We start from the raw sequence: 17,705 nt of genomic DNA on the forward strand, positions 1-17,705 counted from the left end.
AATACAGCGATTATTTTTTCTCTGCCATGACAGGGGTAAAGAAAGACATAAAATCTTTTTCCTTCTCTTTACCCAAAGAAATGGCACCATAAGTATTAAGGTGGGAGTCATTATAATACATCAGCGTATCCTTGTAAAAGGGCACGCTTTTAAATATCTCCCCTTTAGACAAGTCATAGAAATAGACATTCTTATACGTGGCAGCAAGCTTTTCCAATGCCAGCTTATTTTTTTCTTTACCGATGATTTTAAATGAGGCTGAAGTTCTTTTGATGTAATCCCGGTTTACTTTTACAGGATCCCGGTTAATAGACGGAAAAGTATTGAATACAACCAGCTTTTGATCCGGCCGTAGTGATCCCGCAAGTTTTTCCAGAGATTCATAAGCGGACATGGGTTCTATAAAGGAAGAACTGTTAATCAGGATAATCCTGTTTTTTTGGATATTCTGCTGGGTAAAATCTACAAGCTGCTGGGCAGCATCATAAAACTTCACTTCATTGCTGGTGTAATCCTCTCTCTTTACTCCTTTTAAAGCAAGAACTCCATCAGTGGTCACCGTGGAAAAAGAAAAATTATTTCGCTTTCCTATATAGTCTAAAAAAGGTTTAATAGTAAGTGCATGGCTGTCGCCGATAAGTAAAATGTGATTGTTTTTTGAAGTTTTATTTCCAAAAATTTCAATATTTTTCTCATTATGGGAAAGCATGCCGAATGTGGGCGAAGTATATACTTCCGGAATTTGATAAACAGCAGTTGCTTTCGGAACTAAAAAAGCCATAAAAATCAAGAGGATCCCTCCTGAAATAGAGTACCGGATGAGGGTCGTATTATTCTTTTTTCTAAAGAAATTCTCAATAAACCGATAGGAAAACCATGCTGAGGCAAAGGTTAGAATACACGTAAAAATAACTTCACCGGGGCTTAAAAAATATTCATCATGGTAATATCTTATAAATGAGATGATAGGCCAGTGCCATAAATAAAGTGAATAAGAGAGCTCTCCCAAATAAACGGGGATTTTCTTTGCAAAAAAATCAGAAATAAAATTGTTGCCGGTCACCAATAAGTTTGCTGTGGCTATCGTCGGAATTAAAGCAATTACTCCCGGGAAAAAAGAATCTTTACTGATAAAAACAGCTGATAATATCAATACCAACAGGTTCAGCGAAGCGAAGATCGTATTGCCCAATCTGCTGAAATTAATTTTGTTTTTAAAAGTAAGGCTGTAAAAACTTCCGATCAGGAACTCCGGAATTCTGGATACTAATGAAAAATAAGTTGAGGTATTGCTGTTTTCCATATACATTGAAATGCTTGTATAGGCTGTAAGAACAATAATGAGTAATACTATGGCTGCAGATAAATATTTTCTTTTAACCCAAATAAGAAGCAAAGGAAGTAACAGATAAAACTGCATCTCAATAGCCAGAGACCAGGTATGAAGAAAAGGATTTTCATTCAATGCTGCCCCGAAATAAGAGTCTCCACGGGAAAATAACAGGTTGGAAAGAAAGACCACGGAAGCCCCAGCAGATTTTTGAAGTGTCCAGATATCCCTTGCCAGATAAATAAAAGACCCTGCAAATGTAGCTGCAATAATAAGAAAAAGATAAGCAGGAAAAATTCTTTTCAGACGCTTCCAGTAAAAATCATAAAAGCTGAAAGTATCTTTATTCTTTTGATCAATAATGATGGAGGTCATTAGGTATCCTGATATGACAAAAAAAACATCTACTCCAATAAAACCACCCTGCAGCCAGGTGTGGTTTATATGAAAAATAAAGACTAAAAAGAAGGCCAGGGCTCTTATACCCTGTATATCATTTCTAAACTGCATCAGATGTTTTTATAAAGACAAATATAACAGAATATAAAGACTTCATTTCAAAGGTTTGCTGTTTTCTTAATCCTGCTATTTGATCCTGTCGTCATACTATCCCGGCACTTAATCAAGTAATTTTTGTGAAGAACAGCCAAAGGGCTCTCTTTGCGTAAAATTTAAATTATGAAGAGAAACCTTTTGACGGTTTTCTGCTGTGTATTGCCATTAGGATACTGGATCAATGCCCAATCCGGAATATCCGGTGAGCTTAAAACAGAGTATATTGCTTCCTCCAGTTATATCCGTCCGGAAGACAGCTTAAAAACAAATTCTAAAAGTGATTTTAAAAGAGTAGACCTGAATCTAAGTATCCCGTTGTCTGTAAAAAAAGACAGCAATGGTAAAGTAAAGGCCTGGTCTATGCTCCTCGGTGGATCCTATGCAAAGATGACCCACAAAAATTATGAAAATCAGCTATTTCCCAATCAGATGCTGAATGCCCAGATTGGAATACAGCACTTGAGACCATTAGGAAGGAAGTGGAGCATGATGATGACCGCATCAGTAGGCGTATATACCGATATGGAAAACATCAGTTTTGATGATGTACTGGGGCAGGGTGGAATTCTTTTTATCAGACATTTTAATCCTAATCTGGCCCTTGGTGGAGGTCCTGTGCTTACCACAGCATTTGGAGTTCCTATGATTATGCCATGGATTTACTTCGATTGGAAGACCAATGGGAAAATTAAGTTCAATATCAATTTCCCGGAAGGAATGGAAGCCGGCTATCAGTTTACCGATAAATTTGCATTAAAAGCAGTGGTAAACCTCAGCGGGATGTCTGTAGAAAGGAATAAGGATGGAAAATCTACCTTGCTCGGCTATCAGCAGATCACGGCAGGAATAAGACCTGAAATAAAGCTTAATGATAAACTGAGCCTTCATCTTACAGGAGGAACAGCCTTATTGAGAAGTTTTAGCGAAAGTGACAGGAAAATCAAAAGCATCTTCAGGGAGAAAAAGATAGCTGATCCCAAATTTGCAAGTACATTTTATGTGGCTCTTGCCTTACGCTGGAACTTACCTTAATAAAGCAATTGAAGAGGGAAAGTATCTCATCATTCCCTCTTTCAATTCCAATTTTTCTATTTGCTGATAAGCTTCTTATATACCACCTGATTGAGCAGTTCCTCTTTTCGGGTACGGGAAATAGGAAGCTCTATTTTATTGATAAACAGACGGCCTCCGGAAATCATGTCAATATGGGTAATATTAATCAGAAACGATTTATGGATTCTGAAAAAATGTTCGGAAGGTAAAGATTCTTCAATAGCTTTCATGGTCTGATGAATGATCAGAGACTTATCTTTAAAATGAAGCTTGGTGTAATTCTGCATACTTTCAACATATAGAATATCCACCCAGGAAACTTTGATAAAAGAATCAGACTGCCTTACATATAGAAAGGGATCATCCAAAGGCGTGTTTTTTTTCAGTTTCTCACTGATGATAAACTGTTGCTGGGCTTTATTGACGGCCTGATAAAAACGGTTAAAAGCAATAGGCTTTAAAAGATAATCGGCTACCTGCAGCCGGAATCCTTCCAGTGCATATTCGGAATACGCAGTTGTAAGGATGCATAACGGTGGGTTTTCGAGCTGTTCCAAAAATTCAAGACCACTTAAATAGGGCATATTGATATCCAGAAAAAGAAGATCTATTTCACATTCCTTTACTTTGGAATCTGCCTCTAATGCAGTTGCACAAGTGCCTTCAACGGATAAAAAATCTATCTGGTCTGCCAGTGCTTTAAGATGGAATCTGGCTAACGGTTCATCATCTATGATCAGACATTTCATTTTAGGTATATTATTGCTCATTCAGATAATTGTAAGGTTAAAGTGACTTTATAAACATGGCCGTCAGATTCAATTTTTAAATCATGAGAGTCCGGATATTGTAATTTTAAACGCTTTTTTACATTTTGAATACCAATTCCGCCGGTTCCTTCCTTCTTTTTATACATCACCCTGTCAGAATACGAGTTTTCTACATATAATAAAAGGCTGTTATTTTCTTCTTGACATGAAATTCTGATATATCCAATTTGTCCGGGAAGCCGACAAACATATTTAAAGGCGTTTTCAATAAAGGATACCAATAGCAGAGGAGCAATAGAAGCTTTTTTATGGTCAATTTTCCAATGGGCATCAACCTCCAGTTCATTTCCCCATCTTAATTTCTCCACTTCAACCAGGTTTTGCAAATATTCAATTTCTTTATCCAGAGGCACCAGGTTTTGATTACAGTGATAGAGCTGATACCTTAAAATATCTGAAAACTTCATCAGTAAGAAATCAGCAAGCTGGATATCTGTTTTCATCAGAATATGAATGTGGTTCAGGATATTGAATACCACATGCGGATTGATCTGATCCTGCAGCAGCTTGAGCTGATTTTCCAGGTGAGCCTGCTGAAGAAGAATATGATCCCGCTCTATTCTTCCGTGTTCCTTATAAAATTTAATGCCACAGGCTGATCCGTTAATCAGAAAAGAAGCGGGAAGCGCCATATAAAATCCTTGCCATAAAATAGGGAGATGTCCCTTAAAAGTGGGCGGAAGATCTGTTTTGGGAGCAACTTCCAGGTAAGTGAATATGACAGAATAAATGACACTTAAAAGAAGAATAACTATAGCCGCCTGTATCAGAAATCTCCTCATTTTTTTTAAATGTAAAGCCTTGGGAAGGAGTTTGGCAGTCAAAAAATGAGTGAACATAAAAGAACAGATGGTAATGATTACCGATTGAATCACAGCCAGGTATGTTTCTGTAGCAATCTGGAAATTACACCATAATACAATCGCAAAAACAAGCCAGAAAATAAAAGTGAAAATATATTCTTTAACAATAAAAGGTTTTGTCATGAGAAGATGTAAAGTAAAGTTATAAAAAAATAGAAACTGCAGAGTAGCAGTTTCTAATGGTAAAGATAATTTAAGTTTTTTAAAATAAGAAATAGCCTATTCCTAAGCTGAAACTGTGGGGTTTGGATTTAAAATCTTTGCTGATGCTTGAAAGTCCTGTTTCATACCTAAGGTCTACGGTGAAATTCTTATAATCTACACCTACACCTCCCGTAAGCCCTATATTGGATTTGTCAAACTTTTTAAAACCCTCCTGAAGAGCTTGTGAAGTTGATATTTTATTATTAAAAGCATAACTGTACACTCCACCGGCAAATACCCTTAGGTTGATGTCGTCTGTTTTTATTACTTTATATCCCACTACTACAGGAATATCAATAGCATTCCAGCTCAGTTTTGCTGAACTTCCGTCTTTTGCTTCGTAAGATGTTTTTCTTTTGTTGAATAATGCTTCTCCTTGTACATAAAGACGGCCAATATCCATTCTTGTCATAATTCCTGCCTGATAACCAAATCCGTATTTTCCTTCCAAGGAAGATTCCGTTGAGGTTTTTGTAAAATTTGTGCCTCCCTTTACTCCAATGTGAAAAGCCGGGGTCTGCTGTGCCTGAGTTTCTATGGAGCAGGTGATGCATAATAACAGGGAGCTGATTGCTAAAAATTGATGTTTCATAAATTGATTGTTGTTAAAAACTTGATGCAAAACAACAAATCAGAAAGATGAGGTGAAACTTTATTTGATGAACGGTAGAAATGTTATGATAAGTCTCCTTTTTTGAGAGAAGTAGAAAAGGCAGGGATAAAAAAAATCGAAAGATCTTTCTTTCGATTTTAAATATTTAAAAAGGTTGCTCTTCACAAATGATTGGTGGAAAACATCCGCCTCCGCCGCCGCCTGGAGTTCCTCCTCCCACGGCAATACATTGTCCGGGGCTGCCATCCTCATACATTTCACAGGCTTTTCCATAAGCACATTGGCAGTCACTCTGGCAATTATAAGAATCTCCACCCATATGGCAGTTGTCTATTCCGTTACCAAGAATTGTTGAGAGGTCTTTTCTCAAAAGTTTTTTCATTTTTTTCATAATGCAATTTGATGTTAAAAGTTAATAGTCTTTTTTGTATGTGAAAGTAAATATAATGAAAAATCAAATGAGTTGTACTTTTAAGTGCCTGTTAATAAGTGTAATGTCTGAATTATGCTTACCCCCTAGAAGAAAAAAAATAAACCCACTGTGTAGCGGGTTTATTCTGTTATTTTTTAAATGTTAACGTCAAAGGAATAGAGACTGTAGAAGATACCGGTTTCCCGTTGTTTTCGGCAGGTTTCCATTTGCCTTTATCTTTGATACGGTAGAAGGCGGCTTCAATGAATGCATTTACATCTTCATTATTCCCCTTTACCTGTGCATCAAGAGCGTTTCCTTTAGAATCTACTACGAAGCTCATTGTTGCTTTGTAAGAATCTGAAGCAAAATTTAGAAAATCAAGATCAGCTGCCTCATGCAGAAGCTGATGAAAAGCTCTTTTTCCCTTTTCATATTCTGCTTCCTTGGTAACTTTACCTTTTGTAGGTGGGTCTAAAGCAATTATTTTCTTGTCTTCAGCGGAAAGCTGATCTAAAGCATTTTTGTATGATGTTATTTTATCCTCAGTAAGAAGCCACTCCTTCTTGGTTCTTAGATCATTAGGCTTAGGATATTTTTTATACAGAGCCGTTTTCTTTCTGTCATAGCGGGAGTCTGCTCTCTGAAATTCAGAAATTTGGGCACTGCTGAAAACAAAAACAAAAATGAATGCTAATGCTGAGAGTTTTTTCATCAGTAATTAAGCTTTTACAATATTAATGATTACTTCGGTTGCTTTTTCCATACTTTCCAAAGCTACATACTCATAAGGTCCATGGAAGTTGATTCCTCCGGCAAAGATATTGGGACATGGAAGGCCCATATAAGAAAGCTGAGCTCCATCTGTTCCTCCTCTGATCGCTTTGATCTTAGGTTCAATACCTGCTTCTGTCATTGCTTTCGCAGCAAGATCTACAATGTGCATTTTGCCTTCGAACTGCTGCTTCATATTTCTGTATTGCTCCTTGATCTCCACTTCAGCAGTTCCTTCACCATGTTTTTGGTTGAATTCAGCTACTTTTTCTTCCATGAATTTCTTTCTGGCTTCAAATTTATCAGCATTATGATCACGGATGATATACTGAAGTTTAGCTTCAGAAATGTCAGCAGTGATATCCATTAAATGATAGAAACCGTCAAAACCTTTAGTGGTAGCAGGCGTTTCATTTGCCGGAAGGCTCTGTGCAAATTCGGCAGCTAAAAGCGCTGCATTGACCATTTTTCTGTAAGCATAACCAGGGTGTACACTTAATCCGTGGATTTTCACTACAGCTCCTGCAGCATTGAAGTTTTCATATTCAAGCTCTCCAACTTCTCCGCCATCCATTGTATAGGCCCATTCTGCCCCAAATTTTGCCACATCAAATTTGTGCGCCCCTCTTCCGATTTCTTCATCAGGGGTAAACCCTACAGCAATTCTTCCGTGTTTAATTTCAGGGTGGGCAATCAGATATTCTGCAGCCGTTACAATCTCTGCACATCCTGCTTTATCATCAGCACCCAGAAGCGTGTTTCCATCTGTTGTAATTAACGTTTGGCCGATATATTTTTTTAAACTTTCAAATTTTGAAGGAGATAAAGTGAATCCTGTGGTCTGGTTCAGCAGAAGATCATTTCCATCATAATTCTTCCAAACCTGAGGATTTACATTCTCTCCGCTGAAGTCCGGTGAAGTATCATAATGTGAAATGAATCCAATAGTAGGTCTGTCGTCATTTTCCAGGTTAGAAGGAATATATCCCATAATATAACCATTCCCATCAATGGAAACATTTTCCAAACCTATGGTCTTCAGTTCTTCAGTAATATAATTGGCAATATCCCACTGTCTTGGAGTGGAAGGTGTTGCTTCACTCTCGGCATCACTGGTTGAATATATTTTTACATAACTAAGAAAACGGTTCAGTAATTTCTCTTTCCACAAAGGGTTGAATTCTATTGTACTCATTAGATTAATCATAAATTTTAACAAAGTTAGCAAATTTGCTGCTCAGAATAGGTTATTTGCGATTGAATATCAGTTATTGAAATTTTAAATCGGATATAAATCTTTGAAAATCAAAATAATGTTAGATTTGTATGTACCGTATACGAACTGGTTTAGTTTTATTATATTTGAGAAAATGAAAAGTACCAATGTTTCTAACTGAATGCCCAAGAGATGCCATGCAGGGATGGGGAGAGTTTATCCCCACTGATAAAAAAATAGATTATATCAACTCTTTAATGGATGTTGGTTTTGATGTATTGGATTGCCTGAGTTTTGTTTCACCAAAAGCAATTCCGCAGATGGCAGACTCTGATGTGGTTGCTGAAAATATTGATAAATCCCGTTCCAAAACCCAGGTTTCTGCTATTATCGGAAACTACAGAGGCGCTGAAAAAGCATTAAAACATGCTTCAGTAGATATTCTTGGATTCCCTTTCTCTATTTCTGAAACATTCCAGCATAGAAATACGAATAAAAGCCAGGAAGAAGCTTTTGAGGAAATTATCAGAATGCTTGAGCTGACCAAAAGTGAAGGAAAACAGCTGAACATTTATTTCTCTATGGCCTTTGGAAATCCATATGGAGAAATGTGGAAATGGGAAGATGTAGACCGTTGGGCACAAAGATTTTCAGAAATCGGAGTGAAAGATATTCTGCTTTCTGATACAACAGGAGTAGCCACTCCCGAAACAATTGCTCTTTTATTTGAAAAAATTCCTTCAAAATATCCTGAAATCAATTTCGGGGGACATTTCCATAACCGTTATGAAGATTCTTATTCGAAATTAAAAGCGGCTTACGATCAAGGTTGCAGAAGATTCGACAGTGCAATTAAAGGAATCGGAGGATGTCCTATGGCTAAAGACGATCTGGTGGGAAATATGCCTACTGAACAGGTGATCAATTTTATGAGTGTTGAAAAAGCAGATCACAAGCTGAACCTCCTAAACTTTGAAAGTTCTTACAATAAGGCTAAGGATATTTTTCATTTTTAGAATGAATTAATAGTCAAATATCCAGCAGATTTGAACAATTATACAGACTGTATAAACGGCGTTAGGTTTGTCATTCCGTAAGAATCTCAATTTTTACTAAATATAATGGCTTAGATTCCTGCGGAATGACAAAAATACCGTTTGAGGCTACTAAAAGCAATTTCTATTGATCTTATAAGATAGAGTTCAGACTAAAATGTATTGAAATTACCCTTACGGAATAAATGGATACCCCGCTTTACTATATTCAAATATCAATGGTTTTAACCAAAATGTAATTATAATTAACTCAAAAAATCAACAAAATGTCTCCAATAATTTCACCTTCCGAATTAAAAAGCTTCCCTACAGGCAACCTCATCATTCTTGATGCAAGAACCGGAAAAGATGTTGCCGGGAATTACCTTGAGAAACATATCAAAGGAGCATTATTCATCGATTTGGATAAAGATTTGGCGGAGATAGGAGAGGATGCAGCTTTTGGGGGAAGACATCCACTTCCTTCCATAGAAAAATTTGCTGAAACGTTATCAAACCTTGGAATCTCTGAAGATTCCCACATCGTGGTATATGATGATAAAAACGCTTCCAATGCAGCAGCAAGAGCTTGGTGGATGCTCAAATCTTTTGGATTCGAAAAGGTACAGGTTCTTAATGGCGGAATGCAGGCAGCGGAAAAAGAAGGCATAGAATTTTCTTCTGGAAAAGAGGAGGTTAAAAAGGTTCCATTGATGAAAAAAGATCACTGGTTTCTGCCTGTTTCAAAACTGGAAGAAGTTGAAAATGAATTGAAAAATACTTCTGCTACTGTTATTGACGTAAGGGATGCCTACCGATACAGGGGAGAATCGGAACCTATTGATCTGGTTGCCGGGCATATTCCGGGGGCAATCAATATTCCTTTTTCAGAAAATTTGGATGAAAACGGATTCTTCCTGAAACCTGAGATTTTAAAGGAAAAATATAATAAATGGTTAGAAAATAAGCCGGAGCATTTGATTATCCATTGTGGATCAGGCGTTACGGCATGTCACACGATTTTAGCGTTAGATTATGCCGGGTTTAAAATTCCCAATCTGTATGTAGGTTCATGGAGTGAGTGGAGCAGGAGAGAAGGAAAAGAAATTGCAAAAGACATTTAAAAAACATAAACCTCAGAAATTTCTGAGGTTTTATATTTTATAATGATTAAAGCATTCCCAGTTCAAACTTAGCTTCCTCGCTCATCATATCCTTGTTCCAGCTCGGTTCAAAGGTAAGCTCTAAATCAACACTTTTTACATGTTCTACTTCCCCAACTTTATCTTTTACTTCTTGTGGAAGGGTTTCAGCCACAGGGCAGTTGGGAGTAGTAAGTGTCATTACAATTTTCACGTCTACATCATCGGAGATTTGTACATCATAAATCAGCCCTAATTCGTAAATGTCCACCGGTATTTCAGGGTCATATACGGATTTCAGTACCTTGATGATTTCTTCACCAATGTCAGCAATTTGATCGTCTGTAAATTTCATTTTTTAATCTAGATTGATATTCCTTTTCAACAAATCTTCCTGACGCATGCGCCGGAAAATATTTGCCAAAGTTAAGACATCTTTTTCACAATAATCAACTATTCGCTGCAAGTCTTTTTCTATGTAGTAGATTGATGAAACCATTGACCCATCTATATCGTCTTTTGGAGTAGGAATTCCAAAGACATGGGCAAGCAGTTCAAGGGAGACAAAACTTTTATAATCTCCAAATTTCCAAAGCTCCATGGTATCGATATGAGGAATCTCCCACGGCTTTTTTCCGAACATCTGAAACGGAGCCGGAGGCTGCATTCCGTTGATCAGGTATCGTCTGGCAATCCACGGAAAATCAAATTCTTTTCCGTTGTGGGCACAGAGAATCACATCCCGGAGCCTTGGACTGTTGAAAATCTCCCCAAACTCCTGAAGCATTTTTTTCTCATCATGTCCTGAGAAACTTTTGATCTTTAATGTTTCATTCTTTTCTACCATTCCGATGGTAATGCAGATGATTTTTCCGAACTCAGCCATAATACCGGCTCTTTCATAAAAGTCTTCTGCGGAAATATCTTCTTTTCTCTGAAACCTTGTTTTTTTGTCCCAGAGGTATTGGTCAGTTTCTGATAATTCATCCCAGGAACCAGCCTGTGGCACAGTTTCGATATCAAGAAACAATATTCTTTCTAATGGTATGTTCTGTATCATATGTGTTTTTTGTTTATTATCCTACCTGCATTCCGTTTTTGGTAGGTAAGGAAGGAGCCAGAAGAGTGACATCCTGCTTATCTTCACCATATAGCCCTAATACAAGGCATTCGCTGAAAAAGTTGGCAATTTGTTTTTTAGGGAAATTAACCACGGCGAGAATCTGTTTTCCTATCAATTCTTCTTTCTGATAGAGAGAAGTGATCTGTGCTGATGATTTTCTGATTCCTAGGTCGCCAAAGTCTATTTCCAGCTGATAAGAAGGGTTTCTTGCTTTTTCAAAATCATTGACGGAAAGAATGGTTCCGCATCGGATATCTATTTTTTCAAAATCTGCCCAAGTGATGTCTGGTTTTACGGTCATGGTAATACGTTAATTAAATGTTCTACTTCAGTTTTCTGTTCTGCATATTTTTGCTGTAATTCTGAACCTTCCCCCATTCTTCTGTAATATTCAAGAGCTTTGTCTCCGAAGAATTTTTTATGAAAATCTGAAACTTCAGGTACCTGTGGGAAAGCTTTATGAAAAAGCATCTCGTAGTACGCCTGAAATTCCCGCTCATTTTTATCTTCTATTACCTGTCCCGGAGCTTTTTGTCTCACGTGAAGCATCTCGTGGGCAATCATATTCAAGACAAGGTTCAGATCAAAATCGAATAAATTTTTTGGGATCATGACCATCTGCGGACCTCCCAGTTCTCCTTCTGCCGTAAGAAGCATCGAAGTAGGGGAAAGCTCCTGCCTGAATCCAAACCCCGCAAAGTTTTCATGCTCCAGATGAAAAGAGTGGATCAGGTATTTCGCTGCATCCAGGATCTGGTCATGTTCCTTATAAGCTTCAAGATGGAGGTTGATCTGCTCAAAATTCATGCTGAATAGGTTTTATAACAAATGTATTAAAATATTGAGAATTGTGAGGGTATTCTACAATTATAATGTTGAAGGATAGTATATCGATCGAATGAAGTCGAGTTTAGTCTCGAAATCTATGAGTTTTTTTACTAATAAAATTTTTTCAACATTTTTGTCCAAATTAAAAGAGTCAATTGTCATTACGTAATAAACCCATAAAATGATACATAATGAAAATTACAGTAATTGGCGGTACTGGCCTTATTGGTAGTAAACTTGTTAACAGTCTTAGAAACTTGGGATATGATGTTCTGGCAGCATCTCCCAACTCAGGAGTCAATACTATTACAGGAGAAGGTCTTGACCAGGCTTTAGAAAATGTAGATGTTGTAGTAGATGTTGCCAACTCTCCTTCTTTCGCAGATGATGAGGTAATGAAATTCTTCAAAATATCAGGAACTAACCTAATTGCTGCAGAAAAAAATGCAGGAATAAAACATCACATTGCTTTATCTGTTGTAGGCACAGAGCGTTTACAGGAAAGCGGATATTTCAGAGCGAAACAGGTTCAGGAGGATCTTATTAAAGAATCAGGAATTCCTTATACGATTGTTCACTCTACACAGTTTTTTGAATTTGTTGGTGGGATTGTTCATTCAAGTACAGCTGATCATAAAATAGTTGTTTCTCCAGCTTTGATTCAGCCTATCGCCTCAGATGACGTGGTAAAAGCAATGACGGATGTTACGATCAATTCTCCCAAAAATACCACAGTAGAAATTGGAGGACCAGAAAAAATAAGATTGGATGATCTGGTAAGAAAATATATATCATTAATGAAGAATCAGGATGAAGTAGTGACTAGCCCAGCTGCAACTTATTTCGGAGCCCCATTGAATGACAGTACCCTTGTACCCAACAACGACGCAAAATTAGGAAGCATCCGTTATGATGAGTGGATTGCAAATCCGGAAAACCAGAGATAGAATCAAAAGTTATTATTAAATTTATAGAAGCATTATATTTAAAATTTTCAAATCATGAATGAATTTTTAATTGCCATACACAGAGATATCATTAATAAGGATGCCAGCCCCTCACCAGAACAAATGCAGGCATCTATTCAGCCTTTCCAGGATTGGCTAGGAAGTATTGCCGCACAAAATAAATTGGTTTCTCCTCCTAAAAGATGGGACCTCGATGGAAGAGTTGTAAAAAATGATTTAGTTACTAATGGACCCTATGCAGAGATTAAAGAATCAATTGGTGGAATGTTTATCATAAGAGCTGAGAATTATGACGAAGCTGTAGAAATAGCAAAAGGCTGCCCTATACTTCAGTGGGGAGCAAGTGTAGAGGTTAGAATGGCTATCCCACCGGCTCAATAAATTATGTAACCATATAATGCAGGAACAGGCATTAATACCTAATTTATTCAGAACAGAGTATAGGAAAATTGTTTCTGTGCTCTGTTCTTTATTTGGTATTGATCATATTGAAATCGCAGAGGATATAGTAAGTGATACTTTTCTTACAGCGACTGAAACTTGGAGCATTAATGGAATTCCTGAAAATCCTACAGCGTGGCTGTACACCGTAGCTAAGAATAAAACTAAAAATCACCTTAAAAGAAACTCCTTATTTCAGCAAAAGATATCGAATGAAATAAAATATTCGTCTCGTAATTATGAAGAATTTGAAATAGACCTTTCTGACAAAAATATCATTGACAGCCAATTAGCCATGATGTTTACTATTTGTAATCCTTCTATTTCAAAAGATTCCCAAATTTCTTTAGCTCTAAATTTACTTTGCGGATTTGGAATACAGGAAATTGCAGATGCTTTTCTGGTTACTAAAGAAGCCGTTTATAAAAGACTGAATCGTGCAAAAGAAAAATTAAAAACAGAAGGAATAAAAATTGAACCGCCCTCAGTTTCACAGATTCTTTCTGGCTCAGAAACAGTATTCACAACACTCTATTTACTATTTTCAGAAGGATATTATTCAACATCGCAACATACAGTTCTTAGAAAAGATCTTTGTCTTGAAGCGATAAGATTAACCTTATTACTACTCGAAAACAAACTGACAAATGTCCCCGCTACTCATGCATTGCTATCTTTAATGTATTTTCATTCTTCGAGATTCAATGCCAGAATTAATGACAAGGGAGAAAACATTTTATATGAAGAACAAGATGATTCACTATGGGACGTTGAGCTTATAAAAAAAGGAATCAAACACCTTAACCAAAGTGCTACAGGAGATGCTTTAACCAAATTTCATCTCGAAGCTGCTATTGCCTATTGGCACACAAAAAAGAAAGATAATGATGAAAAATGGGAAAATATTTTGCAATTATACAATCGGCTTTTACAGATTGAATACTCTCCTATGGCTGCCCTTAACCGTACTTTTAGCTTTGCAAAAGTAAGAGGAAAATCTGCAGCAATTATTGAGGCTGAAAAACTAAAGCTTATCAACAATCCTTTCTACTATTCCCTGTTAGGTTATCTTTATACTGATATTGACAGGTCAAAAGCAATACAACATTTTGAGTTCGCCATAAAAATGTCTAGCTCGCAGGCCATCATTAATACTTTTAAAAGATATATTGATACGCTGGAAACTAAATAACTGAAGACTTCACGATAAGAAAAAATATAAGCGGACTTTATTCAGACGTTACTCTTTTACAAAAATTCAATTACTGTTTATTATGTAGTAATACAAGTTACAGGGAATAGTCTAAAATTGAATAACTCTTATATTTAGTTTTTCTATGATATAAAAACAGCTTTATTGCAAGATATATTTTTCAAGCTTTTTTATATGTATTTTAGTTCCTGCATATGAAAGGTGATCATCATCAAAATAGAGTATATCATTTTTATATGTAATTCTTACTTTTCCATTTGAATATATATCGCTATAAATATCTATAATCTTTATAAGGGAGTTCTTTTCTTGTAATTTTTTCAGGTACTCATTTGCTTTTGCTGCGGAATTATCTTTTGCTTTTACCATATGATATCCGTTAAATGGTTTTAACCCTAAGTAATTAAAATATTGCGAAGCATTCTGATCTTGAAAGAAATGTAAAACCGGCGGCTGATTTATAAGAATAATTTCTATTCCTTCTTTACCCAAAAACTCAAGCAGTTCTACAAAATGATTACGTTCATAAGTATCTAGGGTACTCCACCTACAGGAGAAAATAACTTTTTTAGGTTTCCATTTTTTAATATTGGAAATCATAGATATAGCAAATCCAACTCTTTGTTCTTTTGTAAAATAAGGATTTGGAATTTGATCCTTAATGTTGGAAATTGAGATAAAAGGTCTTGAAGCATTTGTAGTGTAAAATGATCTTGAGATATTTTTCGTGTCAGCTATTTCATCAATTATTTTAGCCCACATTACTCCATGAGAATCTCCTATTAATACTATTTCAGGATCTTTATTGCCTTTTTTTACTATAAAACCCTCCTTTTTAAAAGCGGTTGACAAAGAATCAGGTCTTACGGGCATGTTAATATTATAAAGCAAAGGATTATCTTTTTTTATCTTTACTTGTGTTGGCGAGATATCGTAATATCTCAAATAGTAGGAAGTTTTATTAAATTTATCCTTATAATAAATATTAAATAAATCTGATTTAAAATAAAAGAATAATAAAATAATTCCAAGAATACCGGAAAAAACAATTTTAGGTGTATGTTGATAATTTTTAGTCTTTTTTTCAATAAAATAATAGGATATACAAGAAAGTAAGAATGTAATGACCAGAATGCAGATGTATTTCTGTAAGTTGCTCCAGCTCTGAAGCTGAAAAGTAAGATTCTTAAATAAAATGATTACCGGCCAGTGCCATAGGTATAATGAGTATGAAAGCCTGCCGATAAAAATAAATAGCTTTGTAGAAAGGATTTTACCTAAAATATCTTCAGTACTGCAAAAATAAATGATCAGCATAGTGCCTAATACAGGCAAAAGAATGTAATAGTCAATTGCAGAGCTGCTAAAAACATAGCTGATAGCAATAAGTAAAAGTCCAAATAAAGGAAGCAAATTTCTAAAAATGTTATCTTTTACTCTCTTTATTGGTATACAACTTAAAATTCCACCCGCAGACAATTCCCATAATCTTGTTGGTAACATATAAAATGCAAATTCCCTGTCAGCTTTTACTAGAAAAAGAAATGCGAGCAAACTCACTGTAGTGAGTATTATTAAAGGCTTTAGAAAACTTTTAAAATATTTATAGGATACCAGTAAAAATGGAGGATATAATAAATAGAATTGCTCTTCTACTGAAAGCGACCAGGTGTGCAAAAAATAAGAATTTTCAGCTCCACGGCCCCAGTAATCACCAAAATTGAAATAAGCATGTATATTAAAATAGGAAAATAATGCAGGAAAGATATCCGAGAGAACATCTTTAAAATAAGGCTTGAAAACAAATTGAGGAATAATTATCAATACAGTGATAATAACAGATATAAGTAATGGTATTAACCGTTTTACACGTCTGATCCAGAAATTCAACATTGAAAACTTATTACCTTCTATACTTTTAATAAGTATACTGGTAATCAGATAGCCCGATAATACAAAAAAAACGTCTACGCCATAAAATCCACCTTTTAAGAAATATGAATTGAGATGAAATATGATAACAGCCGTTACAGCAATGGTACGTAAACCGTCAATTTCCGGTCTGTAATTCATGTTATAAGTTTTCCGACAAATATATTAAAACAAGATTATAACAAGGTGTAATTATTAACAATTCTGTTGTAATTTAATTTAATTTAATTGAATTGTTTTTGATAGTTTTAATTGTACCCTTCCAAATAAAAAAATCTGTGTCTCTGCTTATCCACGCATTCTTTGCAACTTTATATAAGATAAAATACATAATAACAGACGCATGAAAATCACAATAGCAGGCTATAAAAAAGAAGAAAGACTGTCACAGGGAGTGGCTAATGATGAAGATACAGAGCTGATTAATTTTTTAATACATAAAGGGCTAGACGTTGTTCCAACCATTTGGAATGATAAAAGTGTAGAATGGAGCAGCTTTGATGTAGCCATTATCAAGTCTCCATGGGATTATCATAATCATCTGAATGAATTTCTGAATTGGCTGGATCATCTTAAAAAGCTGGGTGTTAAAGTATTAAACCCCACAGAGGTTATCAAGTGGAACAGTGATAAACATTACCTGGGAGATCTTGTAAAAAAAGGATTGCCGGTGATTCCTGCAGAATATCTAAAAAAAGGCTCTTCTTTTGACAACCGTTTCTTCAATTATTTTAATGCTGATAAACTGGTCGTAAAACCATGCGTAAGTGCCGGAGCCCAAAATACAGTCACTGTTGACAGAAACAATTGTAACGGGCGTTCAAAAGAAATAGACCGGCTTCTGAGGGAACAGGATTATATGGTACAGCCTTTCGTAGAAGAAATCAAAAATGGAGAATGGTCATTTCTGTTTTTTAATGGAAAATACAGCCATTGTTCATTAAAAACTCCTAAGCAGGGAGACTTCAGGTACAGCATTATCATGGCGGAAGCATTAGCTACCCAACTCCTGATCCGAAACATATAGAACAGGCTGGAATTTATGTAGAAAGCCTGCCTGAATCAACACTGTATGCAAGAGTGGATGGAGTGCTTATCAATGATTCATTTAGTTTAATGGAACTGGAACTCATAGAACCTTATTTATTCCTGAATAGTAATACTCTTTTACTGG

19 protein-coding genes are annotated in these 17,705 nt (G+C 35.9%); 7 read left to right on the forward strand and 12 right to left on the reverse strand.

What is annotated here, in order from left to right:
• Positions 1 to 10 precede the first annotated feature (10 nt).
• The gene (locus MP477_RS09140; protein ID WP_257190172.1) at positions 11 to 1,840 is read right to left on the reverse strand and encodes an acyltransferase family protein; all 1,830 of its coding nucleotides are present in this window, start codon (positions 1,838 to 1,840) and stop codon (positions 11 to 13) included.
• Positions 1,841 to 2,008: 168 nt separating this feature from the next.
• On the opposite strand from MP477_RS09140, the gene MP477_RS09145 reads away from it, so the two are divergent.
• Complete coding sequence (locus MP477_RS09145; RefSeq protein ID WP_230033339.1) at positions 2,009 to 2,917, forward strand: DUF6268 family outer membrane beta-barrel protein; 909 nt, start codon at positions 2,009 to 2,011, stop codon at positions 2,915 to 2,917.
• 56 nt (positions 2,918 to 2,973) lie between these two features.
• On the opposite strand, the gene MP477_RS09150 is transcribed toward MP477_RS09145, so the two are convergent.
• The 6 genes from MP477_RS09150 to pepT form a co-directional block, all read right to left on the reverse strand.
• Positions 2,974 to 3,708 carry a LytTR family DNA-binding domain-containing protein gene (locus tag MP477_RS09150; protein ID WP_257190174.1) on the reverse strand — a complete coding sequence of 245 codons (735 nt, stop codon included), beginning with the start codon at positions 3,706 to 3,708 and terminating at the stop codon, positions 2,974 to 2,976.
• The gene (locus MP477_RS09155; protein ID WP_257190175.1) at positions 3,705 to 4,754 is read right to left on the reverse strand and encodes a sensor histidine kinase; all 1,050 of its coding nucleotides are present in this window, start codon (positions 4,752 to 4,754) and stop codon (positions 3,705 to 3,707) included. The genes MP477_RS09150 and MP477_RS09155 overlap by 4 nt, the downstream gene beginning before the upstream one ends.
• Positions 4,755 to 4,833: 79 nt before the next feature.
• Positions 4,834 to 5,427: a porin family protein gene (locus MP477_RS09160; protein ID WP_257190176.1), complete on the reverse strand. Its 594-nt coding sequence runs from the start codon at positions 5,425 to 5,427 to the stop codon at positions 4,834 to 4,836.
• A gap of 166 nt (positions 5,428 to 5,593) precedes the next feature.
• The gene (locus tag MP477_RS09165; RefSeq protein ID WP_230033347.1) at positions 5,594 to 5,830 is read right to left on the reverse strand and encodes a hypothetical protein; all 237 of its coding nucleotides are present in this window, start codon (positions 5,828 to 5,830) and stop codon (positions 5,594 to 5,596) included.
• 178 nt (positions 5,831 to 6,008) lie between these two features.
• Positions 6,009 to 6,575, reverse strand: a complete 567-nt coding sequence (locus MP477_RS09170) for an energy transducer TonB (RefSeq protein ID WP_257190177.1) — start codon at positions 6,573 to 6,575, stop codon at positions 6,009 to 6,011.
• A gap of 6 nt (positions 6,576 to 6,581) precedes the next feature.
• A complete protein-coding gene (gene pepT / locus MP477_RS09175; RefSeq protein WP_257190178.1) occupies positions 6,582 to 7,829 on the reverse strand; it encodes a peptidase T in 1,248 nt (415 codons plus the stop codon).
• Between the two features lie 188 nt (positions 7,830 to 8,017).
• On the opposite strand from pepT, the gene MP477_RS09180 reads away from it, so the two are divergent.
• The gene (locus tag MP477_RS09180) at positions 8,018 to 8,866 is read left to right on the forward strand and encodes a hydroxymethylglutaryl-CoA lyase (protein WP_230033352.1); all 849 of its coding nucleotides are present in this window, start codon (positions 8,018 to 8,020) and stop codon (positions 8,864 to 8,866) included.
• Positions 8,867 to 9,171: 305 nt separating this feature from the next.
• A complete protein-coding gene (locus tag MP477_RS09185) occupies positions 9,172 to 10,008 on the forward strand; it encodes a sulfurtransferase (RefSeq protein ID WP_257190179.1) in 837 nt (278 codons plus the stop codon).
• A 46-nt stretch (positions 10,009 to 10,054) separates the two neighbouring features.
• Here the strand turns inward: MP477_RS09185 and MP477_RS09190 are convergent, their stop codons facing one another.
• The 4 genes from MP477_RS09190 to MP477_RS09205 are packed head-to-tail and all read right to left on the reverse strand — an operon-like array spanning position 10,055 to position 11,956.
• Positions 10,055 to 10,381: an SUF system Fe-S cluster assembly protein gene (locus MP477_RS09190; RefSeq protein ID WP_047484523.1), complete on the reverse strand. Its 327-nt coding sequence runs from the start codon at positions 10,379 to 10,381 to the stop codon at positions 10,055 to 10,057.
• 3 nt (positions 10,382 to 10,384) lie between these two features.
• A complete protein-coding gene (locus MP477_RS09195; protein WP_230033354.1) occupies positions 10,385 to 11,086 on the reverse strand; it encodes a 3'-5' exonuclease in 702 nt (233 codons plus the stop codon).
• A 16-nt stretch (positions 11,087 to 11,102) separates the two neighbouring features.
• Complete coding sequence (locus tag MP477_RS09200) at positions 11,103 to 11,450, reverse strand: tRNA-binding protein (RefSeq protein ID WP_084086357.1); 348 nt, start codon at positions 11,448 to 11,450, stop codon at positions 11,103 to 11,105.
• Positions 11,447 to 11,956 (reverse strand): hypothetical protein, encoded by a 510-nt coding sequence (locus tag MP477_RS09205; protein WP_257190181.1) that lies wholly within the window; start codon positions 11,954 to 11,956, stop codon positions 11,447 to 11,449. Before MP477_RS09205 ends, MP477_RS09200 begins: the two co-directional genes overlap by 4 nt.
• Before the next feature lie 212 nt (positions 11,957 to 12,168).
• On the opposite strand from MP477_RS09205, the gene MP477_RS09210 reads away from it, so the two are divergent.
• Genes MP477_RS09210 through MP477_RS09220 form a run of 3 tightly spaced genes read left to right on the forward strand, consistent with a single transcriptional unit; the run spans position 12,169 to position 14,578 of the window.
• The gene (locus MP477_RS09210) at positions 12,169 to 12,924 is read left to right on the forward strand and encodes an SDR family oxidoreductase (RefSeq protein ID WP_257190182.1); all 756 of its coding nucleotides are present in this window, start codon (positions 12,169 to 12,171) and stop codon (positions 12,922 to 12,924) included.
• 54 nt (positions 12,925 to 12,978) lie between these two features.
• Positions 12,979 to 13,326: a YciI family protein gene (locus MP477_RS09215; protein ID WP_230033357.1), complete on the forward strand. Its 348-nt coding sequence runs from the start codon at positions 12,979 to 12,981 to the stop codon at positions 13,324 to 13,326.
• Between the two features lie 16 nt (positions 13,327 to 13,342).
• A complete protein-coding gene (locus MP477_RS09220) occupies positions 13,343 to 14,578 on the forward strand; it encodes an RNA polymerase sigma factor (protein ID WP_257190183.1) in 1,236 nt (411 codons plus the stop codon).
• Positions 14,579 to 14,740: 162 nt separating this feature from the next.
• On the opposite strand, the gene MP477_RS09225 is transcribed toward MP477_RS09220, so the two are convergent.
• On the reverse strand, positions 14,741 to 16,672 hold the full coding sequence (locus MP477_RS09225; RefSeq protein ID WP_257190184.1) for an acyltransferase family protein: 1,932 nt from the start codon (positions 16,670 to 16,672) through the stop codon (positions 14,741 to 14,743).
• Between the two features lie 202 nt (positions 16,673 to 16,874).
• Between MP477_RS09225 and MP477_RS09230 the strand changes: the two genes are divergently transcribed.
• A complete protein-coding gene (locus MP477_RS09230; protein ID WP_257190185.1) occupies positions 16,875 to 17,558 on the forward strand; it encodes a RimK family alpha-L-glutamate ligase in 684 nt (227 codons plus the stop codon).
• Positions 17,559 to 17,705: the final 147 nt, after the last annotated feature.

The organism is Chryseobacterium sp. WG23, assembly GCF_024586575.1.
In the GTDB taxonomy this organism is placed as follows: Bacteria; Bacteroidota; Bacteroidia; order Flavobacteriales; family Weeksellaceae; genus Chryseobacterium.